The sequence below is a fragment of the Paenibacillus glufosinatiresistens genome, from assembly GCF_031470375.1.
Classification (GTDB): Bacteria; Bacillota; Bacilli; order Paenibacillales; family Paenibacillaceae; genus Paenibacillus_AQ; species Paenibacillus_AQ glufosinatiresistens.
Window position 1 is genome coordinate 22,577 of the sequence record NZ_JAVFHT010000020.1, and the last position, 25,441, is coordinate 48,017.

The window sequence follows — 25,441 nt, forward strand, 5'->3', positions numbered from 1 at the left end:
GAAAGCATGAGCAGTCTAGAACAATTTTTGCCGGCCTTTCTGGAAGAGGTCGTGGGCGACCGGTTCGGCCGCTATTCCAAATACATTATTCAGGACCGGGCGATTCCCGATGTCCGCGACGGGCTGAAGCCCGTTCAGCGCCGCATTCTCTACGCTATGTACGACTCCGGCAATACGCCGGACAAGCCCTACCGCAAATCGGCCAAGACCGTCGGCGACGTCATGGGGAACTATCACCCGCACGGCGACTCGTCAATCTATGAGGGCATGGTCCGGATGGCCCAGCCCTGGAAGATGGGGCATGTGCTGGTGGATGGGCACGGCAACTGGGGTTCCATGGACGATGATCCGGCCGCGGCCATGCGTTATACCGAGGCGCGGCTGTCGCCGATCGCCATGGAGATGCTGCGCGACATCGAGAAGCGCACGGTTCTCTTCAAGGATAACTTCGACAATACGGCAAAAGAGCCCGTCGTCGTGCCGTCCCGCTATCCGAATCTGCTCGTCAACGGAGCGAGCGGAATCTCCGCAGGCTTCGCCACCGAAATCCCGCCGCATAATCTTCGGGAGACCATAGACGCCTGCATCGCCGTCATGCAGAAGCCGGAGATCGAGTTGGAAGAGATCATGACCTTCATGAAAGGTCCCGACTTCCCGACCGGAGGGCTCATCATGGGCGGCGAAGGCATCATGGACGCCTACCGGACAGGCAAGGGCCGCATCTATCTGCGTTCCAAGACAGAGATCGAGAACCTGCGGGGCGGCAAGCAGCAGATTGTCATCACCGAAATTCCGTTCCAGGTCGTGAAGTCACGGCTCGTAACGGCGATGGAGAACATTCGGCTGGAACGGAAAGTGGAAGGGATTGCGGAAGTCCGGGACGAGAGCGGACGGGAAGGTCTGCGCATCGTCGTAGAGCTGAAGAAGGACGCCGATGCCCAGGGAATTCTTGCTTATCTTCTGAAGAAGACCGATCTTCAGATCACGTATAACTTCAATATGGTGGCGATCGTCAACAAGGCACCGCATCAGCTCGGGCTGAAGGCGATTCTGGAAGCGTACATCAGCCACCAGCGCGATGTCGTTACCCACCGCACCCAGTACGACCTGGAGCGGGCGGAAGACCGCGCTCACGTGCTGGAGGGACTCGTCAAGGCGCTGAACATCCTGGATGAAGTCATCGCGGCGATCAAAGCATCCAAGAACCGGCAGGATGCGCAGAATAACCTGGTCTGGATGTTCGGGTTCAGCGAGCGGCAGGCCGACTCCATCCTTACCCTCCAGCTCTACCGTCTGACGAATCTGGAGATTGTCACGCTCCAGAAGGAGCTGGAGGAGACGGAAGCCAAGATTGCCGCCTTGCGGGGCATTCTGGAGAGCGACAAGAAGCTGATTGCCGTCATCCGCAAGGAGCTGCTGGAGATCCGCAATAAATACGGCATCGACCGCCGTTCGGCCATTCAGGAAGAAGTCGAAGAGCTGAAGGTAAGCCTGGAAGCGCTGGTCAATGCGGAGGATGTGCTGGTTGCGCTCTCCGGCGACGGCTACATCAAGCGGACCTCGATGCTCAGCTTCACGCGCTCCGGCGGAGAGCGGGAGACTTCCGGCGTCAAGGACGGGGATCATATGGTTCAAGTGCTGGATGTCAACACCCGCGACAATCTGCTGGTCTTCACCCGCAAGGGGCAATACTTCCTGCTTCCGGTTCACCAGATTCCCGAGTTCAAGTGGAAAGAGCCGGGAACAGCGATTGTCAATGTCATCACGCTCGCCAAGGGAGACGGCATCGCCGCCGTCATGCCGGTCGCCAGCTTCGATGAACCGGAACGGAGTCTGCTGTTCATCACCCGCAAGGGCCAGGTGAAGCGGACGGAACTGAAGGAATACTTCACGTCCCGCTCGGGAGGCGTTGCCGCCTGCAAGGTCGGCGAAGGCGATGAAGTGCTGACGGTGCTGATGAGCGGCGGCGACAAGGAATTGATGCTGGTCAGCCGGGAAGGAATGGGCATCCGCTTCCGCGAGCAGGAGGTGAATCCGATGGGTCGGGTGGCCGCAGGCGTGCGCGGCATGCAGTTGAAGGACGGGGACGAGTTGGTGGCGGCTTTCTACACCGCCGAGGACGAAGGCGAAGTGCTGGTCATGAGCGATCTGGGCTATGCCAAACGCAGCCTGTTGGCCGACTACCCGATTCAGAGCCGGGGCGGCAAGGGAATGCCGACCTTTGAATTCAAGGAAGGGAAGCGGGTCCGTTCCAACGGAACGGTCATTGCCGGCGCGTTCTATGTCCGGGAACCGCTTCGCCTTACCGCAATCACCGGGGAAGGGGAGCTTCACGCCTTCACGTCGGATGCGGCTCCGATCTCCGACCGTCGCTCAACCGGCAAGCTGCTGGTTCATGCCGACAAGAAGAACGGGATTACGGAGATTCTTCCGTCTGTTTAATGGAATTCCGTACGGCTCACCGAAGAATTAGCCGGTGCTTTTGAATTTACAACCGGGTCTGCCCGCCGCAATCATCCAGCGGCGGGTATTTTACATTTCAGAAAGCTGATATGTGAAATATTTTCCTTTTTGCAGGAAAAAGCCGGCTTTCGGCGAATAGGTATTAGACAGGGACGCAGCAGGTTCGGAAAGATGGCCAGAAGGGAAGGTACCCCAGTGAACGCCTTTGAATTCAGTAAGATTTGGCATAAGCTGTACAAAGATTACAAGATTCATATGGACAGCAAGCTGTCTCCGTCGTTAACCGATGCGCAGTTGACCGTTCTGGAGCTTGTAGAGGAACGGGGGGCTGCGAAGCCTTCGGATCTGGCGCCGCATCTGGCGACAAGTCCGGCCGCCGTTACGATGCTGCTTGACCGGATGGAGCGCGGCGGATTGATTCACCGGGACCGGGATGGGGCAGACCGCAGAATTGTGTGGGTCAGCATTACCGACCTGGGCCGCAATGAGATGAACCGGGGGATGAAGGTGCGAAGCGATTTCTTCGCGGAGGCGCTTGATCATATCTCCGCCCATAATCAGCAGCTTCTTCTGTATTTGATGGGCAAGCTGGTGGCTGCTCCGGCTGCGGATGCGGATGCGCCGGTTGTCGAAGCAGGCCGCTAGCCGCTTCGCATGGCGAGGGTCATTGCAATCGTTCGTCTAAAACCCAAACAACAAAGCTCCAGCCCAAGGATCATCTCCTCGGGCTGGAGCTTATTATTATTCTCACTTTTGGCACGTCCCCATGCCGGAGGAAGGACTCTCCCGTTAATCGCGGACGGCCCGTTGATAGACTTCGCGGGGCCACTGATTCCATGGATAGGCGGCGGGCGGAAGGGAGATCAGAGTGACGTCTTCCTTCGCAACCGGGTGCGGAAAGCCGACGACGGCCGACCAGAGCGCAATCTGCCAGCCCGGCTTGTTGAGGGCGGCTCCGTATTTCTGATCCCCGTAGAGCGGACAGCCGGTCTCCGAGAGCTGCACCCGGATCTGGTGCGAGCGTCCCGTCAGCAGCTCGATCCGCAAGAGGCTGAGTCCGTCCTCCGTGCCAAGCACCGTGTAGTCGAGAATGGCTTCTTTTGCTCCGGGGGTCCCGGAGCGCACGGCCCGGACCGTATTGGTCTTGGCATCCTTCAGCAGCCAGTGCTTCAGACGTCCGCTCGGGGAAGCGGGCGCGCCGTGTACGACCGTGAAGTACAGCTTGCGGAAGCTGCGGCTGCGCACGCTCTCCGAGAGGCGGGAGGCGCCTTTGGACGTTTTGGCAAAAATCATGGCCCCGCCGACCGGCCGGTCCAGCCGGTGCACAAGGCCGAGGAAGACGTTCCCCGGCTTGCCGTAGCGGCGTTTGAGATCTTCTTTCAGCAGAGTCAGCAGGTCGGGGTCGCCGCTTGCATCCTCTTGGACCGGCACATTGACGGGCTTGACGATGCCCAGAAGATGATTGTCTTCATAAAGAATCGGGAAATCCGAAGCGTCGCCTGCCTCCGGTCCGGGAGACCGTCCGCTGCCGTCGCTCGGAGGCGTTGTCGTCATCGCGTCCTACGCCTCCCAGCGGCCCAGAATGCCGCAGGGCAGATTCAGGCCGGACGCCGTAATCGGCAGCCCGATTTCGCCCGAAGTCAGTCTGCCGCCGTAGCGCGGCTTCATCGTCATCGCCAGCATATTCTCCAGAACGGTCGGCGAAATGCCGGTCGTATACGAGTTAATGAGCAGGAACAGCGGCTTGTCGCTCAGGATGCTCATGCAGCTCTCCAGGAAGGGGAAGAGACTCTGCTCCAGCTTCCACATCTCGCCGCCGGGTCCCCGTCCGTAGGAAGGCGGATCCATGATAATGGCGTCGTACTTGCTGCCCCGGCGCTGTTCGCGCTGAACGAACTTGAAGACATCGTCGGTAATGAAACGAACCGGGCGGTCTCCGAGGCCGGACAATTGGAGGTTCTCCTTCGCCCACTGAACCATGCCCTTGGCGGCGTCGACATGGACGACGGAAGCGCCGGCGCTGGCTGCCGCCACGGTAGCGCCGCCCGTATAGGCGAACAGGTTCAGGACACTGATGGGCCGTTTCACAGAGGCGATCTTGTCCATCATCCAGCTCCAGTTGGCCGCTTGTTCCGGGAACAGGCCGGTATGCTTGAAGTTGGTGGGACGCAGGTGGAACTTCAATTTGCCGTATTCAAGAGTCCAGTTCTCGGGAATCGGCTTCTTCATTTCCCACTGCCCGCCTCCCGACGAGCTGCGGTGATAGTGGCCGTGCACATCGCGCCAAGCCGGCGTCTCCTTCTGCAGAGGCCAGATAATCTGGGGATCAGGCCGCCGAAGAAGAATATCGCCCCAGCGTTCGAGCTTCTCTCCGCCCCCTGTATCAAGAACTTCGTAATCTTTCCAATCGCGAGCGATATACATGTTCGATCCATCCTTCAAAAAGTCAAGTAGCCTTTATTGTACATCATTTCTTGCAGACTCCACAATCTGCCGGGCAGAAGAGAAAAATATTGACAATGAGAATCATTATCAATTAAACTGAGGGCAAATAAATTCCCCTTGTTGAAGTCCGTACAGGGACACCTTTCCATTCAGAGCAGGGGGGATAGCGAGCAAAGGAGCGACGACCATGGCGTCCATTATGATTGTCTATGCCAGTCTGACCGGCAATACGGAAGATATCGCGGAACGGATTGCGGAAGGAGTCCGGGAATCCGGCTGCGAGGCCGTGCTGAGGGAGGTGGACAGCTGCAGCGCCTCGGATCTGGTGCAGCATGACGGCCTGCTGCTGGGCGCTTATACCTGGGGAGACGGCGAGCTGCCCGACGAATTCCTGGATTTTGCCGAAGAATGGGATGAGATAGAGCTTGAAGGAGTCAAGTGCGCAGTATTCGGAAGCGGGGATACCGGATATGCGGTCTACTGCGGCGCGGTCGACATCATTGAAGCCAAGCTGCGGGAGAAGGGGGCGGAACTCGTTCAAGAGAGCCTGAAGATCGAGTACGGCCCGAACGCTGAGGAAAAAGAAGGCTGCCGCGACTATGGACGCCGGTTCGCCCGCCGCTGCATGGCGGCGGTGTCCTGAGACGATTTCGATGCCTCTGCGCCTGCATGATTATATCGTCGAGCACGCCGTGCTCGATATGGCCTCGGACTGCGACTGCTGCGGAAGCCGCAACCGCGGAGTCCCGCTGTGGCGCAAGCAGACGCAGTACGCCGCAGGCCATACGCTCAATGACTACTACAGCCTCACTCCCGAAGTAAGGCGGCAGACCCCCGTCTTGTTCCTGCTGGAGCGGCGCTGGCCCTCCAAGGGCACAGGCGGATTCCGTTCGCTGATGCAGGAGTGGGAGGTGAAGAACGCGGTCTCCGATTCGCTGATCCGGATCGTCTCCTCCAACCATGTGGGCGAGGTTCCCTTCATGCTCTACGAACAGTGGCATGTTCCCGTGCCGGAGCTCGGCATCGAACTGTCCGTAATCTTCCAGCTGGCCTGGCATTCGCAGATGCCGGGAAGAAGCCTCTCCATTCAGAAATTCATGGCGGGCTGCACGCAGGAGGTGGCGCTGGGGTTCATGCATATGGCGAATGTCTTCTGCCGCATCTCCTACGGTCTTCCTCCGGAGAGCGTCGAGATTTATAATCTGCTGGAGGGCCGGAGCGACCGGCATGACTGCGGCGCGGTGCCGCTTCAGGAATCGCTGGACTATCTCCGGCTGCTCGCTCCGCTTATGGAGCAAGAGCTTCATCGGCCCTACGTCTAGCGGGGAGTACAGATCATACGGGCCCGAAGCAAAAAGAAAAGGGATGCGCGCCTCCGGCCGGAAGCCGGATGGCAGCGCATCCCTTGTTCGGTATCTGTCCGATTCAGAGCGGGTTCCGGTTCCTTAACCGGCCCGCCTCAGCCGCTGAAGCGGTAGTAGTTCTGCTGATTCAGAACATCGAACCCGCATTCCCGGTACAGCCGCAGTGCGTTCGGATTGTCCACGGCTACTTCCAGGAAGATACGGTTGCCGTTCAGCCGTTCCCGCTCGACCACCTGGAGCAGGGCGCTTCGCCCTATGCCCCGTCCCCGGAAGGACGCTTCCACCACGAAGCCGTACACCCCCGTCGTTCCGTCCTCTTCCATCTCCAGACGGAGCTTGCCCGCCGGTGTCCCGTTCCATTCGATAATGATCCATTCTGTTCCCGGCTCCCGCTCGATCCGTTCGAACATCTCTTCGGCATCAGCCTGCGGAATGCCGAATCCCTCCCGGTCGAGCGCGATCTGGAAGCTTCGGTCATTCGGTTCCGCGGGCCGGAGCGACACCGACTCCGAAGCAGACGCGCCGGCGAACGCAGCGGATGCTTCTTCCTGCCACAGCATCTGGTATTCGGCCGAATAGAAGGCGGCTGTTCCGAGCTGGCGTATCCAGGCTTCTCCCGATGCGGAGGCGGCCGGTGTGTTGAGCAGCAGATCTTCAGGCGGATGGCTCTCCATCCGTTCCCGGGCCTGCCGCCAGAGGGAGGTGAAGAGACCGCGCCGCCGGTAACCCGGACGGACCATACCGCAGATCTCCATTTGCGAACCAAAGCCATAGAGCCCGATGAAGCCGACCAGCAGACTTCCGTCCCGGACCGTTATGTACTCGGTGCCTTCAATTCTGCCACGCAGCATGCTCCAGTTCAGCTTCAGCGAAATTCCGTCAAACGCTTCAACCCGCTGCTGCAATTCTTCAATCTCATCCCATATAGCCAAAGTAGGGTCTGTATTCATGTTCCGGTTCCTCCCGTTAAATCAGGCATGCCGGAGGCGCGAATCAAGGGAAGCGCTCTTACGCCTTCCTGACATCCTGGTATTCTGTATGTTTCTCGAATTGATGGGCCGCATAGCTGCACTGCGGCACAATCTTCAGATTCTCCTCACGCGCTTTGTCCACAACGGCCCGGACTAACTTCTCGCCGGCACCCTGGCCGCGAAGATCCTCGGAGACGAAGGTGTGGTCAATCACCAGAGTCCCTTCCCCCTCCTTGCGGAAGGTGATCTCGGCCAGATCGCGGCCTTCTCCCGCGATATAGAAGCGGCTGTCGTCCGATTGAATGGTTGGCATTTGTCATCACTCCTTTTTCCGTTATTGTACTACCCGGGATTTCAAAAAGCGAGGCAGCCGCCGGAAGAAGGCGAACTGCATGGAAATGAGGCCCTGTTCACGGCGTCTTTCGGCGACACCCGGCTGTTAGAAGAAGCGGAGCCGTTTTGACTCGGCCTCTTTACAGTGCTATACTGATTCCACAACAAGGCAAGCTGGTTAATAAGAGACTGATTAGACCCTACATAATCTAATCGGTCTTCTGCTTTTTAATCCCAGACAGGAGGAATTGGCTATGAGTGAAACAGTACGCTTGACTGAAAGAACCGGGAAGGCAGCCGCCCAGCGGCGGCAGGGCTTCGTGCCGGTCGTTGTATACGGCGCGGGTTCGGAATCGCTTGCTCTGAGCGCGGACGCCAAGACCATCGATCATATTCTGGTCCGCAATCCCCGTGCAGTGCTGAAAGCGGAGCTGCCAACCGGCACCAAGGACGTTATTATTCATGAGGTCCAGCGCCAGCCGCTGTCGAACAAGCTGCTGCACGTAGACCTGCACCTGATTGATATGAAGGCGGAACTCGACACCAAGGTTGCGCTGCATTTTACAGGAACGCCGGAAGGCGCGAAGAGCGGCGGCGTCCAGACGGTAGAACTGCATGAGATTGACGTCCGCACTCTGCCGGACAAGCTGGCGCCGGTGCTGGAAGTCGACGTAAGCGGACTGGAGATTGGCGACCAGCTGTTGGTGTCGGATCTGAAAGCTCCGGAAGGCTGGACCATTCTGAACGACGCCGAGACGCTGGTTGTGAAGCTGGCGCCGCCTGCGGTAACGGAAGAACTGGAGAGCGAAGAAGGAACCGCTCCGGAAGCCGAGACGGCACAGGCTGCCGAAGGCAGCGAGGGCGAGGAAGCCTAAGAACGACGTTCAAGGAAGTCATTCAACCAAGAGAAGGGCGGCAGACTCCGCTCCCGGGAGGGAGCGGGGCCTGCCGCCCTTTTGATAGCAGCCGGTCAGGGGTTCAGATGAAAATAATCGAGGATGCCGTCCGCGATGGCTGCGGCTACCCGGTTCTGGAAGTCTGCGGAATTGATGACCGCCTCCTCCTGCGGATTGGAGAGGAAGCCGACTTCCATCAGCGTCGCGGGCATTGTCGTCTCTCTCAGCACCACATAGCGGTTGGTCTTGACCTTCCGGTCCTTGAACCCTGTGGCGGCGAGGAGATGGCGGTGCATCGTCTCCGCCAGAGACTTGCCGCCGTTGCCGTAATAGTACGTCTCCGTGCCGCCCACGGTGGGCTTGCCGGGAGCCTTGTTGGCATGAAACGATATAAAGGCATCGGCATGAAGCTGGTTCGCGATCTGCGCTCTAGTCGAGAGCGGAATGAACGTATCGTCCTCGCGCGTCATGACAATCTGCAGATCCGGACGGGACGATAGAATGTCCCGGACCTTGAGGGCCAGCGAGAGGTTCACGTTCTTCTCCAGCGTCAGCGCTGCTCCGACGCCGCCTGAATCGCCGTCCCCGTGGCCGGGGTCCAGTACAACGAGCTTCTTGCCCGGAACCGGTGCCGGCATCGACGGCAGCGGGACGGCCGAAGCGGCAGCGCCGAACTGGACCACGAACAGGACTGTGCTGCCGTCGCCTTCCGTATAGGTGGTATACACCGGGGCCGAGGTTCCGGACAGTGTCAGCGTCAGCAGCGCCGTAGATGGAACGGAAGGGTCGGCGCTGTAGTGAACGGCGGTAACCGGGCCGGAACCGGCTACCGGAAGATCGCCGGTACCGGTCAGCAGGTTGAAGCCCGACGTGGCGGCAAGAGCCGATGAGAGATCGGTCTTGGGCAGCGCAACGGATATGGAGCCGGCGCTCCGGGTGCTCACAACAGGCTGGGCCGCCCCTTCATACGTAATCATCAGCCGGTTCTCGCTGAAGCTGATGTCCTTCACGACCGCAGAGGCGGAGGCGGAAGCGGACGGAGCCGGGGTAGCAGACGGCAGAGGAGAAGCCGGCGCTGCGGAGGCCGACGGAGTCGGCACAGCGCTCGGCTGCGGCGTCTGCGCCGGCAGAGCCGAGGTCAGCGACACGATTTTGGCTTGATTGTCCCAACCGACCTTGAGTCCCATCGCTTCCCCGATGAACCGAAGCGGCACCAGGGTAGTGCCTCCCCGGTTCACGGGGGAAGCTTCCAGCCTTGTGGACTTGCCGTCGATCGCCGCCGTTCTGTTGCCCACCGTCAACTCAATCTCGCCGAATTCCCGATTGATGACGATCCGGCCCGTGGCCTGCTCCCAGCTTACCGGAAGACCGAGATTCTCGGCAATTACGCGCAGCGGCACCATGACGCTTCCGCCCAGATTCTCCACCTTGTCTTTCTTCTGGAGCGAGAGCGTCTGGCCATCCACGACAATCGCCGGCTGCCGCCCGCTTGCCAAGGCCTGTCCGGCCGATGGAAGCAGCAGGAGCAGCAGCATACAACAAATTACTAACCTTCTCACCTCATTGCACCCACCTTTCCTTATACAATCAGACGCTAAATTCTGGGAAAGGTTGCGTAACGAAGCGGAAGAGAATCAGAGTTTGTCGTCGCCGATCATCTTCTGAAGCAGGCCGATCAGCTGGTCTTCTTCGGCCTCGGTCAGATGCCGGGCCAGTCTGCGGTTGTTGGTCTCCAGAATTCGCTCGAGAACCGGCTCGAAATCCTTCGCCTTGCCGGTAGGAAAGAGCAAATGGGAACGCCGGTCCAGCGGGTCGACCTGACGCTCGATGTAACCGGAGTCTTCCAGCTGTTTGACGGAGCGGGCTGTCGTCGCCTTGTCGAACTTCAGCCGGACCGTCAGCTGGTCCTGGGTGATGCCAGGCTCGGAGAGAATCAGCTTCAGGAAGCTGTGCTGCCCGCCTCCGCCGATGCCGTAAGGCACGAGCTCCTTGATCAGCGTCTTCTGGTTGTTGCGGTGAAGGTAAGAGAGCAGCTTGCCAATCGGTTCCTTCTTCAACAGGTTAACACCTCTTTAAATGAGCTTAACGGCTGTGTCAGCCGGTCCGCCCACATTGTAACCGATAAGTGTTGCGTGCGCAACTAAGTTGCGGTACACTGGTGAATGCTGCCGGTTGCATCTGCAACTAAAAACCGCCGGTTAGCCAATCCATTCCAACATTCGAGGTGCTTCGCTTGAGTCCAGGCTCTATTCCAACGTACCAGCAGGACCCGAATATCCAGAAACGGCGCTGGATTATTCTGATCGTGCTCAATCTGTTCACTTTCATGTCGACACTCGACGGGAGCATTGTCAATATTGCGCTTCCGATCCTTTCCCGGGATCTTGGCCTGCCGATGGCCGATATCGAGTGGGTGACGACCGGCTACCTGATGGCGATCTGCGCCGCCATTCTGTTCTTTGGCAGACTGGGAGACATTGCCGGTAAGATTCGCATCTTCAAGACCGGCATGCTGGTCTTCATTATCGGATCGCTGCTCTGCGGGCTCAGCGGATCGCTGCCGCTTCTGATTGCTTCCCGGGTCATTCAGGCGCTCGGCGCTTCGATGACAATGGCCAACAGCCAGGGAATCGTAACCGATATCTTCCCTCCTACCGAGCGGGGCAAGGCGCTGGGACTGATCGGCACCTTTGTCTCCCTCGGAAGCATCGCAGGCCCCAGCCTCGGAGGCGTCATTCTGTCCGGCTTCGGCTGGCCGTATATATTCTGGATCAACGTGCCGATCGGCCTGATTGCCTATCTGATCGGGATGAAGCTGCTGCCGAAGGACCTGGTCCGGGTAAAAGCCTCCGTCGACGTTCGGGGCAGCGCCCTGTTCGCCGTCTTCATCGTGCTGCTGTTCGCCGGCCTTCTGATCGGCCAGCAGACCGGTTACGGAGATGTCCGCATCATCGCCGCGCTCATCGCAGCGGCCCTGACGCTGGGAGCGTTCCTCTGGAGCCAGGTCCGCAATCCGCAGCCGCTTCTTCAGATGAACCTGTTCCGCAATCCGCTGTTCTCGGTCAGTATTCTGTGCGGCTTTCTCGTCTTCACGGCGAATTTCTGCTTCAATATTATCGCTCCGTTCTATACCCAGAACATGCTGGGCCTCGATCCTGCCCAGGCGGGCCTGTTGCTCATGCTGATGCCGATCTCGATGGTCATAGTCGCGCCGCTGAGCGGGGCGCTGTCAGACCGGATCGGCTCGGAATTTCTTACCTTCGCGGGGCTGGTGGTCATGATGATCGCCCAAATCGGACTGGCCCGGCTGCACGACGGCAGCCCCGTAGGGCTGGTCGGTCTGTGGATTGTGCTCCTGGGAGTCGGAGGCGGACTGTTCCAGTCTCCGAACAACTCGCTCGTCATGTCCCAGGTTCCCCGAACCCAGCTGGGCTCGGCTGGCAGCGTCAATTCGCTCGTCCGCAACATCGGCATGGTGGTCGGCATAACGGTGGCGACGACCGTCTTGTTCCAGGTGATGAGCCATCGCGCGGGATACCGGGTAACCGGTCTGGTTGCCGGCCGGCCGGAGATCTTTCTGGCCGGCATGCACACCGTCTTTCTGACTTCGTCTTCCATCTGCGCCGTTGCGGCCATGCTGACCGGGTGGCGTCTCCTGCGGGCGAAGCGAGCCAAAGTTCAGGCCCGGAGCTGATCCGCCTTCCCTTGCCGGCGGCCGCGCCACGTCCTCTTTATAGTCAAGTCTCGTGACACGGGAGCAAGGCGCATCCTTATCTCGCTTTAATTGGTGCGAGGCGTCCTGGCGGGCTGGTCCGCCGGGGCGCCTTGTTCCGCATTCTCCCCGGGATTCGCCGATTCGGCCAGAGCGCGGCGGACCGCCTGCAAATAACGGTCCCCATGGTCTTCGTCAGGTTCCAGGAAGGCGCCTTCCGCCCATTCATTCCAGGCGTTCAGGAAGAGGAAGGGACTCTCATAGACCTCCCTGGCGCGTTCAATCTGCCGGGCGAGATAGCGGCCGAACTTCTCGGGGGTGCCGCCGAGCGTGCTCTGCCCGCGGGCTCCCTTCCGGGGGGTATTGTCCCAATCGACAAATGCGCCGGGGTAGACCGGTTCTCCGTCCCGGTGCGGGCTGCGATCCAGAATGGAGCGCCACAGCTGATCGTAGTCCAGAACGAGCAGCTCGCCTTCCCGGGTGGGCACGGCGCTCCAGAGCTCCGGCGCTTCTCCCGAAGCGAAGGTATAATGCGGCTCGAATTCCAAGCTGGCGGCAAAACCCTCCGTCTTCGCTCCGGCCGGAAAGCCGCCGAGCGTTCGCACCACATGCAGGCCGGGCAGCCCCGCAGCCCGGGCCAACCTCTGCCAGCATTCCAGCATTTCCGTGCAGCAGGGAATATCGGCCGGGCGGTATAGGACGAACATAGGCCTTCCTTCAACCCGGATGTACCGGGAATCAAGGAAGGCTTCCCGCAGGACATCGAAATGCCGGACCCAATCTTCTTCGTCCCCGTAAGTCTGCGGCATCAGAACGTCGCTATCCATACCGTCCCAGCGCCGGGTCCAGGGCTCGTTGGCCCAGGAGAGACAGAAGGGAAAGTCCGGACGGCCCGAGGCCAGAATGGACTGCACCGGTCGCTCAAGCAGCCGTCTGCCTCCGCCGAACCAGTAATGATAGTAACAGAACCCGTAGATGCCGAAGCGCCGCGCCAGCATGGCCTGACGCTCGCGGGTAGCAGCTTCCGTCAGATTGTAATAGATGCTTCCCAGCGGTACCTTCGGCTGGCGGTGACCGGGGAACAGCGCCTGTGCCTTCCGGACATTCGTCCATTCGGTAAATCCCGGACCCCACCAGCGGTCATTCTCGGGAATCGCATGGAACTGAGGGAGAACAAAGGCAATAATCTTCATCGTTCGTCCACCTGAGAGACCGCGGACAGCCGGGTCAGGAGCTTCATGCTCTGATTCAGCCCGGACCGGTTGTAACGAAGGTCGGCAAGCGCCCGGGAGGCCTGGGTCCGCCGCCGGTCGGGATCTTCCCAGTAGTGATAGAACAGCTCCCGGAGCTTCCCGCCGCTGTGGAATACAGCCAGGGCCGGATTGTTCGCCGTGTAGTCGTAGAGAGCCGGATCATCCCGAATCAGCTGAAATGTTCCGCAGGCACTTACGTTCTGCGCTGTTCCGAGCTTGCCTGAAGCGTTGATGACCATCCGGGCGCCGCTGAAATAATCGGCTTCTTCGGCGAGGGGGAGCGTCCCGTCCCGAATACGCAGCACCTTTTTGCCCTCCAGCGGGAGTTCCTCCAGCCAGCGGTTCAGTTCCCCGTTCGAATAGTTCCCCTCCACAATCAGGATATCCGAGCGGAACCCGGCATTTGCGGGACGCGGACGATAAAGGGCAGTGTCCGGAGGAAGAGGAAGGTAATGGACCGCTTCCGTACACAGAACCCGGTAATTCGTGAGATTCGCGTAGCGCTGCGTGAATATAAAGTCGAACAAAGGCCGGGGGCTTGGAGTGAATCCGGCAGGCGTCTCTTCATCGCTCACCCAAGCTGCGCGGACAGCACCGGATGCAGCCAGCATCCGAAGATTGCGCTCCGGCAAGCCGCACCCGTCTCCGGTTACCAGCACCAGCTCCGGACGGGAGCTTCCGAGGTAGCGCTCCAGAGAATGTGTGTATTTAATGGTTACTACATCCCGAAGCAGATGCCGAAGCGGCTCCTCCAGGACGGGGACGAGCGAGGAGGCCGGCCCCCGCTCGGGGGCGATTAAGAGAATCCGCAGCTCCTTCCAGTTCCGAAGCGGAGTGGACCTGCGCCGCTGTCTTTCGCTGTCCGGCCGAAGGGCAGGTCTAAGATAGTGGCCGCGGAAGAGAGGGGAAGAGGGGGAGAAGTCAGGCATTATATTCATCCGGCATGCTCCTTTTCACAAGAAGGCTCGCTTGTTTCTTCGAGACAGTGTATGAGCGGAGCGGATATTCAGTAAGGGGCAGCCGACCATGCCCGGGAACGCATCTCCGCCGAAGCGGAGCTTCCAGATAGATGAATGTCCGAGCCCCGGTCCGTCCTTGACGCATAGGGTATATCGTACCGAACGCGGCGGAACGGTGCTGCCGTTCTTCCGGCAACCGTGCAGGAAGTTCGAACACACAAGCGGGAGGATGGATGAAATGCCTACATTCGACAATGTGCTGGTAACCGGAAGCCAGACCATCAATCAGGATTTGCAGGTCAATGGCAACCAGACAGTGCTCGGTTCATTCCAGGTGAACGGCAACGAGACCATTGACGGCAACTTCAATGTCAATGGCAGCGAGACCGTGGATGGCAACTTCAATGTCAATGGCAGCCAGACGGTAGACGGTAACTTCAATGTCAACGGAAGCGAGACGGTGGCGGGCAACTTCAACGTGAACGGAAGCCAGACGGTCGGAACGCATCTCGGTGTTCTCGGAGAAGCCAGTGTCGGCGGCAGCATGACGGTAGCCCATCGGACCAATATGACGGGGGTACCGACGGCTCCCGGCGCCGGTGCGGTCTCCGGCCTGCCGGTATTGTTCTATGCCGCAGCCGTTCCTAACCAGCCGGGTGTAATCGTGAAGGGAACCGATGGACAGAGCTATGTGCTGTTCGTGGACCTGACGAGCGGCGCGCCGACCTTGGCGATGCACCTGGCTTAAATCCTAGTTCTTCCGGCAAAAAAAGGCGGTAGGGAGCTCCCGTGAGGGGACTCTCTGCCGCCTTTGCTGTATCGGCGGAGCAGATGGAAGCAGCATCCGGGAGAGAACCCGGCTTCCTTCCAGCTGCTAGTTCTTGAAGCTGTGGATCGGGGCCGGGATACGGCCGCCGCGGTTGACGAACCCGGAGCAGTCGAACCGGTTCACGGCCATGACCGGCGCGTAGCCGAGCAGTCCGCCGAATTCGACCATTTCGCCGACTTCCTTGCCGATGACAGGGACCAGCCGGACGGCGGTCGTCTTGTTGTTGACCATGCCGATGGCGGCTTCGTCCGCGATAATGCCGGAGATCGTCTCCTTCGTGGTACTGCCGGGGATGGCGATCATGTCGAGTCCGACGGAGCAGACACAGGTCATGGCTTCCAGCTTCTCCAGCGTCAGCGCGCCGCGCTGCACGGCCTGGATCATGCCGTGGTCTTCGCTGACGGGGATGAAGGCACCGCTGAGACCGCCGACATAGGAAGAGGCCATGACGCCGCCTTTCTTGACGTTGTCATTCAGAATGGCGAGTGCGGCTGTCGTGCCGGGAGCTCCGGCTTCCTCCAGCCCCATGACCTGAAAAATCTCGGCGATCGAGTCTCCGACCAGCGGCGTAGGAGCCAGCGACAGGTCGATGATGCCGAACGGCACGCCAAGCCGTCTGGAGGCTTCCTGGGCCACAAGCTGGCCGACGCGCGTAATCTTGAACGCCGTCCGTTTGACCGTCTCGCACAGCGTCTCGAAGTCCTGGCCCTTGACCTCTTCCAGCGCCCGCTTCACGACGCCCGGGCCGCTGACGCCGACGTTGATGACGGTCTCCCGTTCGCCGACTCCGTGAAAAGCGCCGGCCATGAACGGGTTGTCCTCCACGGCGTTGCAGAAGACGACGAGCTTGGCGCAGCCGATGGAATCGCGGTCCTGTGTCGCAAGCGCAGTTCTCCGGATGATGTCGCCCATCAGCTTGACGGCGTCCATGTTGATGCCGCTGCGCGAAGAGCCGACATTGACGGAAGAGCAGACCCGCTCGGTAACGGCCAGCGCCTCCGGAATGCTCTCGATCAGCTTGCGGTCTCCGGTCGTGCAGCCTTTCTGCACGAGAGCGGAGAAGCCTCCGATGAAGTTGACGCCGACTTCGCGGGCGGCGCGGTCCAGAGCTTCGGCGACGGGCACATACGTATCGGTTGCGACCGAGCCGGCGGCGATGGCGATGGGAGTGACGGAGATGCGTTTGTTGACAATCGGCACGCCGAATTGTTTCTCCAGATCATTGCCGGTCTTGACGAGGTGTTCGGCGGACCGGGTGATTTTGTCATAGATCTTCTGATTAAATATCTTCAGGTCGGTATGCGCGCAGTCCATCAGGCTGATGCCCATTGTAATGGTCCGCACATCCAGGTTCATCTCCCGGATCATCTTGTTCGTCTCTTCTACTTCCACCAAAGAAATCATGGGCTTCCTCCTGTGAATGCCGCCCGGCTCAGATCCGGTGCATAATATTGAATATATCCTCGTGCTGCAGCTTGATCTCGACGCCGATCTCTTCGCCGACCCCTTGCAGCTGCTCGACCAGCGTCTCCAGCGGGTCCGAGGATTGCGAAATATCCACGATCATCATCATATTGAAATATTCCTGTACAATCGTCTGCGAGATATCGAGAATGTTGACGTTGTGCTCCGCGAGATACGTGCACACTCTGGCGATGATGCCGACTTTGTCCTTGCCCAGTACGGTAATGATTCCTTTCAAGCTTGGCTCCCCCTTGTCCTTTTGTCTGTCATATATTATGGGCCAAGGAGAGGCGGGGGGCAACCGAATGTTTTGTGGCCGCGGATTGTTGTGTGCGGGGAGAAGACAGTGCTGGCATTTTGGCGCGAAAGTTGGTTAAATAGAATAGGAATTACATAGATTTCAGTCCTGGAAGGGAGAAATGTCATGGAATTTCGTACGGAACGCGACACAATGGGAACCATTCAGGTCCCTGCCGACAAGTATTGGGGGGCCCAGACGCAGCGAAGCCTGGAGAATTTCCGGATTGGCACCGAGAAAATCCCGCTGGACGTTATCTGTGCCCTGGCCCGCATCAAGAAAGCCGCAGCCTCGGCCAATGCGGACCTCGGTCTGCTTGCGCCCGTGAAGGCGGAGGCCATCGCCCGCGCGGCGGACGAGATTCTCGCCGGCCGGCACGACGGCGAATTTCCGCTTGCGGTCTGGCAGACCGGCAGCGGCACGCAGAGCAATATGAACGTCAATGAAGTCATCGCCCGGCGCGGCAATGAGCTGCTGGCGGAGGCCGGCGCAGAAGGATCGATCCATCCGAACGACGATGTCAACAAGGGGCAGAGCTCCAATGACACCTTCCCGACGGCGATGCATATCGCCGCGTATATCGCCGTTCAAAGGCAGGTGCTTCCGGCGATCTCGCAGCTGGCGGATACACTGGGACGGAAGTCCGACGAATACAAGGAATTGATCAAGATCGGACGCACGCATCTTCAGGATGCTACGCCGGTCACGCTGGGCCAGGAGATCGGGGCCTGGAAAGCGATGCTGGACAAGACTTCAGCCTTTATCGCGCAGAGTGCGGAGTCGCTCCTGGAGCTGGCCATCGGCGGCACCGCCGTAGGAACGGGCATTAATGCCCATCCGGAATTCGGCGACCGGGCGGCGGCAGGGATCGGCGGAGAGCTCGGCTACGGCTTCGTATCCGCTGCGAATAAATTCCACTCCCTGACCAGCCACGACCAGCTCGTCTACGTGCACGGCGCTTTGAAAGCGCTCGCGGGCGACCTGATGAAGATCGCCAACGACGTCCGCTGGCTGGCCAGCGGCCCGCGTAGCGGCATCGGCGAAATCTCGATTCCCGAGAACGAGCCGGGCAGCTCCATTATGCCGGGCAAAGTGAACCCGACCCAGAGCGAAGCCTTGACGATGGTCGTCTGCCAGGTGCTCGGGAACGACACGACCATCGGCGTGGCGGCAAGCCAGGGGAATTTCCAGCTGAACGTCTTCAAGCCGGTCATCATCCATGCCTTCTTGCAATCCTGCCGCCTGCTGGCCGATGCCATGATCTCGTTCGAGGAACACTGCGCGCGCGGCATCACGGCGAACACCGAGGCCATCCGTCAGGGCCTGGAGCGCTCGCTGATGCTGGTGACGGCGCTCAACCCGCACATCGGCTACGAGAAAGCAGCCGCCATCGCCAAGCTGGCCCATAAAGAGGGCCTGACGCTGAAGGAAGCGGCCCTGCGGCTGAACTACCTCTCGGAAGAAGAGTTCGACCGGATTGTGCGGCCAGAGAAGATGATATAGGCATTTAACACTAAACTAATTGATAGGAAGAGCTGTTTCCGTGAGCATACGATACGGGAGCAGCTTTTTGTATTTCTATAAAAGATTGACAATTCGGATGATACCACCATATAATTCCATTATATTTAAATGACTTAATTATTCTGGGGGGAATATTAATGCAGAGAAAAAGAGTAGCGGGTGCAACGATAGTCCTATTATTAATAGGCTTATTATTATCCATCAATGCACTGACAGCAGCGGCAGCTTCATATTTGTATCATTATGATAGTAATGGTCGCCTGTTATCGGTAGAGAGGTCGGATGGTTCAGTCTTTACTTATCAATACGATGCCAATGGGAACTTGATGAAAAGAATCCTTGTGCTGGGCAAGTTGGAAAGTCCGGTAGGAAGCGAAGCTTCCTCATCGAATATTAGTGTGAAAGGCTGGTACATAGACGGCAACGGCATCGAGAGTATTAAAGTTTACATAAACAGTGAGTATCAAGGATTGGCTACATACGGAGATAATCGTGAAGATATTTATACTAAATATCCTTCGTCGGGCAATCATAATTCCGGCTATCATTTCGATGCGGTCTTGCCCAACGTCACTAAAGATTACGAGTTCAAGGTCGTCATTCGAAACAAGAAGGGCTTGGAGACCACTTTGAGTAAAACGATTCATTATACCAAACTCAATCCGACCGGGTGGATGGACAGTCCTTCGGCTTCGGCCACCTCCCCGTACTTGAGCGTAAGCGGATGGCATCTCGATAAGAGCGGTGTAGACAATTTGAAAGTCTACGTCGACGGTGAATATAAAGGGACTGCAATCTATGGGGACAATCGAGAAGATGTCTATAAAGTCTACCCGCAATATGGTAACCACAACTCAGGTTATCATCTTGAGGTTAAACTGCCCAATATAACTAAGACCTATCAAGTCAAAGTGGTGGCTAAGAGCAAGGACGGTGGAGAAACCTCATACATACGTGATGTTAATTACAACAGAATAGCCCCGGTCGGATTCCTTGACAACCCTTTAGAGGGCAGCACGATGGATTATGATCCTCAGCACACTAACAGGCCGCCTTATAATCAAATGACAGTATCAGGCTGGTATGTTGACTATACCGCTGTAAAAACGATTTCAGTATATATAGACGGTGCTCTTCAATACTCCGGTCCAGGAAGTTGGTATGGCCGACCGGATGTATATAACCGATATCCCCAGTACAAAAATCAAAATTGCGGCTTTAGTGTGGAGATTCCTAAGCCGTCCAGAAGCGGTGGACGCTTAGGACCAGGGCATACTCCTTCTTCACAAACGGCTAAAACCATTCCCTATACCTTGAAGGTAGTGATTGAGAATATCTTCGGTGAACAAATGATTATTTCAAGAGGTTTTAATGTCCATTACCAAGATCCTACTAATCCGGGAAGCTGGACATAATTGAAAGTAGAGGGGAAGTTAAGATATGAGAAAAAATAGAGCATCTCAAGTGTTTTTACATGTAGTGTTGGTTCTTGTCCTTGTGACAGGGAGCCTTTATCCTGGTGCAATGGTGAAAGCGGGAGGTCCATCTAATCCTGTGGCTGATAACCAAGTTAATCCACCTAAGCCTGATCGGGATAAAGAAATGTTGCTTCCGGCGCCTACTCCGGGAGCTGAGGTGTTGCCTGAGTTAAATAGCAATCGTGCTTTCGTCACTCAGAATAATGATTCCTCTGTTAATGCTGACCACAAAAATAACCAGTCTGAAATAGCTGAGTTAGAAGAAGTTCAAAAAAAGATTGTTGAGAGAAAAAAAAGTTTGGACTCTAAGAAAACCCCTTCGAATGGTAAGATGATGACTCATGCAGTTGAAAAAGAAGGCGGGTTCTTGACAGAGGACCAGATTAAGGATTTGTTTTTAGCCGGTGCGACCAAAGTGGATATCTATTGGATAAATTACATGATTATGGGAGATTCAACTCTCGTTCCCTTAGATCTGTTGAGCATGAAACAAAAGAGTTCGCTCACCTGGAAAGAAGTACAAGCCCAAATAGAGTCTATTGTTAATGACCGTTCAACAGTTCAAGATGACGTTTATATGAAATCCCCCTCGGTAACAGAGACTGTATACGAAAAAGAAAATATGCGCTCCTTATCGCTGAATATGACTTCGGCAGATAACTCCATTGCGGCTTTCAGCACATCAGTAAACAGTGTCTTTAAAGATAGTATCCTTGAGTCACAGATCAATGAAACACACAAACCGCAGTTTAATGACCGGGATGCTTCAAGCGAACTTATAGATCCTGTATCGGGAAGCCTAACTAGGAAGCAAAATTTAATTCACCTGCCAGGTGTGGACGGACTTGACCTGGATGTGGGATTAATGTATCGGTCGAATAAGGGGCTCCCCTGTAACTACTATGATTGGTACAGTACTTATTGGGAAAATTGGGAGAGAGATTGGGATGTTAGTTATTCTAAATTCGGAGCAGGATGGGATCTTCAATTTCCTTATGTAGAGAATATAGGAAGCGAATCGCAGTATCATTATTATCACGACGGCAAAGGGAACGTATATCAAATAGGGAAGTCTTATGATGATGACTTATCTAACTATACCAATTTAATTAATTATGAGGGTAAAGATGTTATTTTTGTTTGGGAGACTTACGACCAAGAACATTTCAGCAATGGTAGTGAGGTTTCATCGAGTTATCTGGAATATTCTGATAAGAAAAGAGAGTATTTCTCTCATGAAGGGTATTTATTAGGTATAGTGGATAGATTCGGAAATAAAATTACTTTTAACTACAGTGGTAATTTATTAACCTCTATTAAAGACTCAACAGGACGCACCATAGAGTTTGTTTATGATAGTATATTCGATTATCCTGTTAACGATCTGGAGAAAATCGAAATAAAAGTAAAGGAAAATGAAACCGTCGTACAAAAGGTCACTTTAACCTATAAAAAGCAGCTTCAACAACTGTATCAATATTGGGCCCCATCACGAGACGTCTATGTGCCTTTGCTTTATTCAATAACCGATCAACTGGGAGAAAACACTTATTTCGATTATCGAGTTGGAAAAACTGAAATTTATGAAGGATACAATATATATTCATTGCTTGAAAAGGTTACATATACTAATTCTTCAACTGCCTATGGGTATGAAGGCACCATACGCCATATTGCCAATTTTAGATCCATGGAAGAGTTTAGAATCACTAGCCGCAGTGATCAAGCGGGAAATAAAACCTATCAAAACACTTCTTATTCCTACGTAGGGAACTATACGGGCAATGAGTCAGGACAATACCCTGGAAACTTACCCGACAATTTCCGGTACAGCTCGACATCAAAAGTAGTTAGTCCTAATGCAATTGGAGGTCTTGAGACAACTCGATTGTTTGACAAAGATGGGCGTGCGCTTCGCATCGAGACAAAGGCTTCTAACGGAGAACGCAAGGTAACGCTCAATACCGCCTTTCATCCTGTATTTAAACACTTACCTACACAATCAACCTATCTAGAGTATGGTGCAGGAGATGATGAATCGACGGCTCGCCGATTATATTCAGAAACCGGCTACACGGATAAGGGGATTGTGAATTCTCAGACAGGATTATTAACCTCAGAACAAATGAATAACCCTGAGCTAAAGCGGCATCGTACAGTTTTATATACGTATGAGCCTAATTATCAATTGTTGGCTACAAAATCCTGGTTTCAAAGGGATAGTGATCCTTCCCCGATGAGCGAGAGCTACACATATACGCCGGAAGGGCGGGTTGAAAGCTATACAAATGCAGAGAATGTTCAGTCTTCGTATAGCTATCAATATTTGAATGGAACGCGGCAAATTGAACAAGCTACGGTTGAGACAAAAGAAAAGGGCTCAATAATTGCCAAGTCTATAACCTTCTATGGTGCAGAGTCTCGCCATGCTTATCCTACAGAGCAACAGCAGTGGTTTAATTTGAATACTCCAACAGCAAAATATATTAAAAAGAAAATGTCCTATGATATGGGTACCGGCCTGCTGAATAGTGAAACGGATGGTAATAATCAATCAAATGTCTACGAATATGATGCCGGTGGCCGTTTAAAGAAAGAGACGCATCCTATACGAACGAATGCGAACGGTGAGAGTTACAGCGAAGTGATAGATTATGATTACTACATCCAGTCATCTCTTAATTTTGATTCGTATAATCAAGGAACCCAGGTCCTAAAGGTAGATTCGATCAAGACCGTTACCAAATTGTCCACCGGCAGCACGGTCCGCACCTATGCAAATACGCTGTATAACGGTATAGGCTTGCCACTCCTGGAAGAACATTGGGATGAATACGCGGGGAAATGGGTCTTTACTCAGTATCACTACGATGATCAAGGCCATGTTATCTACCAGAAGGATGACAAGGAAAATGAGGTTAATACCAGTTATGATGCATGGGGACAACTGAATCGAACGATTGATGCGAACGGCAATTTGTATGTTACCGATTCTGATCTTAAGCAACTTAAGGCGGTAAGTTATATCCAAGGCCCCGGTACTGAGGAAAAGTTGAACTATTTGGAAACCTATTATGACACAGAAGGGAGAGTTGTGTCCAAACGATCTTTTAAAGATTGGCCAAAGCAGTTGGAACCGATCACAGAGAGTTACCGTTATGACAATATCGGTAATCTTATCGGATACACCGACCCAATGTCCCACCTGAATGATGTGGGGGTGACAACCTCTTATACCTATGATTCTCTAAATCGTCTGACTTCCATACTGGATGCCCTGAATCAAACGACACGTTACACGTATAATGGCAGCGGACAGATTATCAAAGTAACGGTTCAGGCAAAGGGCGGTAACGAAGAAACGCTTAATACCAAAACCTATAATGAGCTAGGGTTGCCAACAGTTAAACAAGATGGTGCATCACAAACTGAAGCGTACGATTATAATTCGTTAGGCCAGCTGACTAATAAAACCGACCGAAACGGGAGTGTTTATAATTACAGCTATGATGAGGTTGGACAACTTAAGAATAGTACGGTAAGCGGCACAGTTCAGAACACTGCAATAACGCAGAAGACGGAGTTCATTTATGGCGATGGATCCTCTCGCTATCAAAGCACAAATGTTTACCAGAATGGAATAATGAAGGCCACAGAGAGCCTCTATTATGATAGTTTAGGTCAATTAAGAAGCAAGAACTCTACAGGATATTCGGCATTTGGAGCCGGTTCTCTTACCAACACGATTTCTAACAGTCTGGATGTATTGGGACGCATGACACAGCAGACCGATTATTCACGAGGCCTTTATGTGAATTACCAGTATGAGAAGGATAGACTAAGTAAAGTTCAAACGAATGGAGAGAGTGCGCTAAACAACAGTGCAGCGGCGAATGTACAGTACAACTACTTCCCCAATAACTTAATAAGTTCTATTACGTATCCAACGCTTGCCGATGGAAGCATTCTGAAAACGGATTATACGTACAATAAGGCAATGGGCTGGGTGATGACACAGAACAATATGAAAGGAAGTAATGTGTTATCCAGCTACATCTATGACTACGATAAGAATGGTAATATTAAGAGTGCCAGTGAAGCCAGAAACAATGGCAGCGTGCAGACCACAAGTTATGTGTACGATGCGCTGAATCGGCTGACAGCGATTAACCGTCCTGATGGCAGTACAACGTACACATATGACGTCCGGGGGAATCGTAAGACACTTTCAGATACGAGCAGTGACAACCTTGATATTACTGATACTAGCTATTCGTATGATCTGCTTAATACCCTGACGTCCATTACGAAGAATGGAGCTATAACAAGCTTCCAGTATTATGCGGATGGATTGCGTTTTCTTAAAAGCAATGGCAATAAACATACTCGGGTAAACTATGATTTCAATGGGCACGTAATTGGCGAGGACAAAATGACCGGTTCCACGATCACTCAACAAGCATCCTATGTTCGAGGCGACCGGGTACTCGTTAAGAAAGACAAGACAGTCAATAAAGATTATTATTACCTGTATAATGGTCACGGCGATGTTGTACAAATCGTGGATACTAGCGGAAATGTGGTGAACAGCTACAATTATGATGTATGGGGAAATATCACCAGTCAGGTAGAAGGCATCTCCAACTCTTTCAAATATGCAGGAGAGATTTATGATGAGGAGACCGGTCTTTACTATCTGCGTGCGCGATATTATGATCCTAGTCTGGGGCGGTTTTTAAATGAGGATACGTATGAAGGGCAGATTGATAATCCGCTGAGTCAGAACCTTTATACGTATGTAGGTAATAACCCGTTAATCTACAGCGATCCAACGGGTCACAGTATGAAGTGGATAGGAAAAGCATGGAGAGCAACAAGGAAAGCGGTTGTAAAAGGTGCTACAGAGACGTATGATTTCTTGATTGGTGATGATATAGATACTTTATTAGATCCGAATTCAACACAGTTTGAAAAAGATATGGCTGCCAAGATGCTTGCACTTAATTTTGTTCCTGGAGAAGGCCAGCTTGCAAAAGCTGGAATAAAAGCTGCAGAGAAAACAGCTTTAGAAATTGCCACTAAAGAAACTGCCGGAAGAATAGCTAAAAGCACAGTCAAGATTCTTGATACGAAATTAGCGGCTAGTTCTTTGGGGAGTAAATTAGGCGGAAAAGTAATCGAAGCGAGTGGCGATGGTTGGAAGATCACTAATATTACCAACCCCCTTTCGAAGAATCAACCTATTATGATAAGAGTAATGAATGCAGGCTCAGGAGGAAGAAGCAGTGCTTACTTTAGGGTATCTGTAGGAAATAAAGGTACTCTTACGTTAGATGGTAAATTGTCAAGCGATATGGCATTAACACACATTGATTTGACTGAGAACTATTTAGAACAGATCCAAAATATGATTAATAATTATGTAAAAACAGGTGGAAAGTAGGGGGAAGGA

20 protein-coding genes are annotated in these 25,441 nt (G+C 54.7%); 10 read left to right on the forward strand and 10 right to left on the reverse strand.

Annotation, left to right across the window (positions count from 1 at the left end; translation table 11 throughout):
- Positions 1–6: 6 nt before the first annotated feature.
- Both gyrA and RBI05_RS16645 read left to right on the forward strand, forming a co-directional pair.
- On the forward strand, positions 7–2,442 hold the full coding sequence (gyrA, locus tag RBI05_RS16640) for a DNA gyrase subunit A (protein ID WP_310551881.1): 2,436 nt from the start codon (positions 7–9) through the stop codon (positions 2,440–2,442).
- A 216-nt stretch (positions 2,443–2,658) separates the two neighbouring features.
- Positions 2,659–3,108, forward strand: a complete 450-nt coding sequence (locus RBI05_RS16645) for a MarR family winged helix-turn-helix transcriptional regulator (protein WP_310551882.1) — start codon at positions 2,659–2,661, stop codon at positions 3,106–3,108.
- A gap of 144 nt (positions 3,109–3,252) precedes the next feature.
- Here the strand turns inward: RBI05_RS16645 and RBI05_RS16650 are convergent, their stop codons facing one another.
- Both RBI05_RS16650 and RBI05_RS16655 read right to left on the reverse strand, forming a co-directional pair.
- Entirely contained in the window at positions 3,253–4,017 is a 765-nt protein-coding gene (locus RBI05_RS16650) for an RluA family pseudouridine synthase (RefSeq protein ID WP_310551883.1), read from the reverse strand.
- Positions 4,018–4,023: 6 nt separating this feature from the next.
- Positions 4,024–4,887, reverse strand: a complete 864-nt coding sequence (locus RBI05_RS16655) for a class I SAM-dependent methyltransferase (protein WP_150457145.1) — start codon at positions 4,885–4,887, stop codon at positions 4,024–4,026.
- A 208-nt stretch (positions 4,888–5,095) separates the two neighbouring features.
- Here RBI05_RS16655 and RBI05_RS16660 point away from each other — a divergent pair, with 208 nt between their 5' ends.
- A complete protein-coding gene (locus RBI05_RS16660; protein WP_150457146.1) occupies positions 5,096–5,551 on the forward strand; it encodes a flavodoxin in 456 nt (151 codons plus the stop codon).
- Positions 5,508–6,230: a hypothetical protein gene (locus RBI05_RS16665; RefSeq protein ID WP_150457147.1), complete on the forward strand. Its 723-nt coding sequence runs from the start codon at positions 5,508–5,510 to the stop codon at positions 6,228–6,230. The genes RBI05_RS16660 and RBI05_RS16665 overlap by 44 nt, the downstream gene beginning before the upstream one ends.
- Before the next feature lie 137 nt (positions 6,231–6,367).
- Here RBI05_RS16665 and RBI05_RS16670 read toward each other — a convergent pair whose 3' ends face one another.
- Together RBI05_RS16670 and RBI05_RS16675 are read right to left on the reverse strand one after the other, a co-directional pair.
- The gene (locus tag RBI05_RS16670) at positions 6,368–7,222 is read right to left on the reverse strand and encodes a GNAT family N-acetyltransferase (RefSeq protein WP_310551884.1); all 855 of its coding nucleotides are present in this window, start codon (positions 7,220–7,222) and stop codon (positions 6,368–6,370) included.
- Positions 7,223–7,280: 58 nt separating this feature from the next.
- Positions 7,281–7,556 (reverse strand): GNAT family N-acetyltransferase, encoded by a 276-nt coding sequence (locus RBI05_RS16675; RefSeq protein ID WP_150457149.1) that lies wholly within the window; start codon positions 7,554–7,556, stop codon positions 7,281–7,283.
- Positions 7,557–7,830: 274 nt separating this feature from the next.
- Between RBI05_RS16675 and RBI05_RS16680 the strand changes: the two genes are divergently transcribed.
- Positions 7,831–8,451 carry a 50S ribosomal protein L25 gene (locus tag RBI05_RS16680; RefSeq protein ID WP_150457150.1) on the forward strand — a complete coding sequence of 207 codons (621 nt, stop codon included), beginning with the start codon at positions 7,831–7,833 and terminating at the stop codon, positions 8,449–8,451.
- A 95-nt stretch (positions 8,452–8,546) separates the two neighbouring features.
- Here the strand turns inward: RBI05_RS16680 and RBI05_RS16685 are convergent, their stop codons facing one another.
- Together RBI05_RS16685 and RBI05_RS16690 are read right to left on the reverse strand one after the other, a co-directional pair.
- Complete coding sequence (locus RBI05_RS16685) at positions 8,547–10,031, reverse strand: N-acetylmuramoyl-L-alanine amidase (RefSeq protein WP_310551885.1); 1,485 nt, start codon at positions 10,029–10,031, stop codon at positions 8,547–8,549.
- Positions 10,032–10,106: 75 nt separating this feature from the next.
- Positions 10,107–10,529: a MarR family winged helix-turn-helix transcriptional regulator gene (locus RBI05_RS16690; protein WP_310551886.1), complete on the reverse strand. Its 423-nt coding sequence runs from the start codon at positions 10,527–10,529 to the stop codon at positions 10,107–10,109.
- Between the two features lie 176 nt (positions 10,530–10,705).
- On the opposite strand from RBI05_RS16690, the gene RBI05_RS16695 reads away from it, so the two are divergent.
- Entirely contained in the window at positions 10,706–12,166 is a 1,461-nt protein-coding gene (locus RBI05_RS16695) for an MFS transporter (RefSeq protein WP_310551887.1), read from the forward strand.
- 86 nt (positions 12,167–12,252) lie between these two features.
- Here RBI05_RS16695 and RBI05_RS16700 read toward each other — a convergent pair whose 3' ends face one another.
- Positions 12,253–13,377 carry a glycosyltransferase WbsX family protein gene (locus RBI05_RS16700; RefSeq protein WP_310551888.1) on the reverse strand — a complete coding sequence of 375 codons (1,125 nt, stop codon included), beginning with the start codon at positions 13,375–13,377 and terminating at the stop codon, positions 12,253–12,255.
- The gene (locus RBI05_RS16705) at positions 13,374–14,375 is read right to left on the reverse strand and encodes a CgeB family protein (RefSeq protein ID WP_310551889.1); all 1,002 of its coding nucleotides are present in this window, start codon (positions 14,373–14,375) and stop codon (positions 13,374–13,376) included. The genes RBI05_RS16700 and RBI05_RS16705 overlap by 4 nt, the downstream gene beginning before the upstream one ends.
- A gap of 259 nt (positions 14,376–14,634) precedes the next feature.
- Here RBI05_RS16705 and RBI05_RS16710 point away from each other — a divergent pair, with 259 nt between their 5' ends.
- Entirely contained in the window at positions 14,635–15,144 is a 510-nt protein-coding gene (locus RBI05_RS16710; RefSeq protein WP_310551890.1) for a hypothetical protein, read from the forward strand.
- A 126-nt stretch (positions 15,145–15,270) separates the two neighbouring features.
- Here RBI05_RS16710 and RBI05_RS16715 read toward each other — a convergent pair whose 3' ends face one another.
- Complete coding sequence (locus RBI05_RS16715; RefSeq protein WP_310551916.1) at positions 15,271–16,626, reverse strand: PFL family protein; 1,356 nt, start codon at positions 16,624–16,626, stop codon at positions 15,271–15,273.
- Between the two features lie 31 nt (positions 16,627–16,657).
- Complete coding sequence (locus tag RBI05_RS16720; RefSeq protein WP_150457157.1) at positions 16,658–16,927, reverse strand: ACT domain-containing protein; 270 nt, start codon at positions 16,925–16,927, stop codon at positions 16,658–16,660.
- Between the two features lie 186 nt (positions 16,928–17,113).
- Here RBI05_RS16720 and fumC point away from each other — a divergent pair, with 186 nt between their 5' ends.
- From fumC to RBI05_RS16735, 3 genes are all read left to right on the forward strand, one after another.
- A complete protein-coding gene (gene fumC, locus RBI05_RS16725; RefSeq protein WP_310551891.1) occupies positions 17,114–18,490 on the forward strand; it encodes a class II fumarate hydratase in 1,377 nt (458 codons plus the stop codon).
- A 158-nt stretch (positions 18,491–18,648) separates the two neighbouring features.
- Positions 18,649–19,926, forward strand: a complete 1,278-nt coding sequence (locus tag RBI05_RS16730) for an RHS repeat domain-containing protein (protein ID WP_310551892.1) — start codon at positions 18,649–18,651, stop codon at positions 19,924–19,926.
- 25 nt (positions 19,927–19,951) lie between these two features.
- Positions 19,952–25,432 carry an RHS repeat domain-containing protein gene (locus RBI05_RS16735; RefSeq protein ID WP_310551893.1) on the forward strand — a complete coding sequence of 1,827 codons (5,481 nt, stop codon included), beginning with the start codon at positions 19,952–19,954 and terminating at the stop codon, positions 25,430–25,432.
- Positions 25,433–25,441 lie beyond the last annotated feature (9 nt).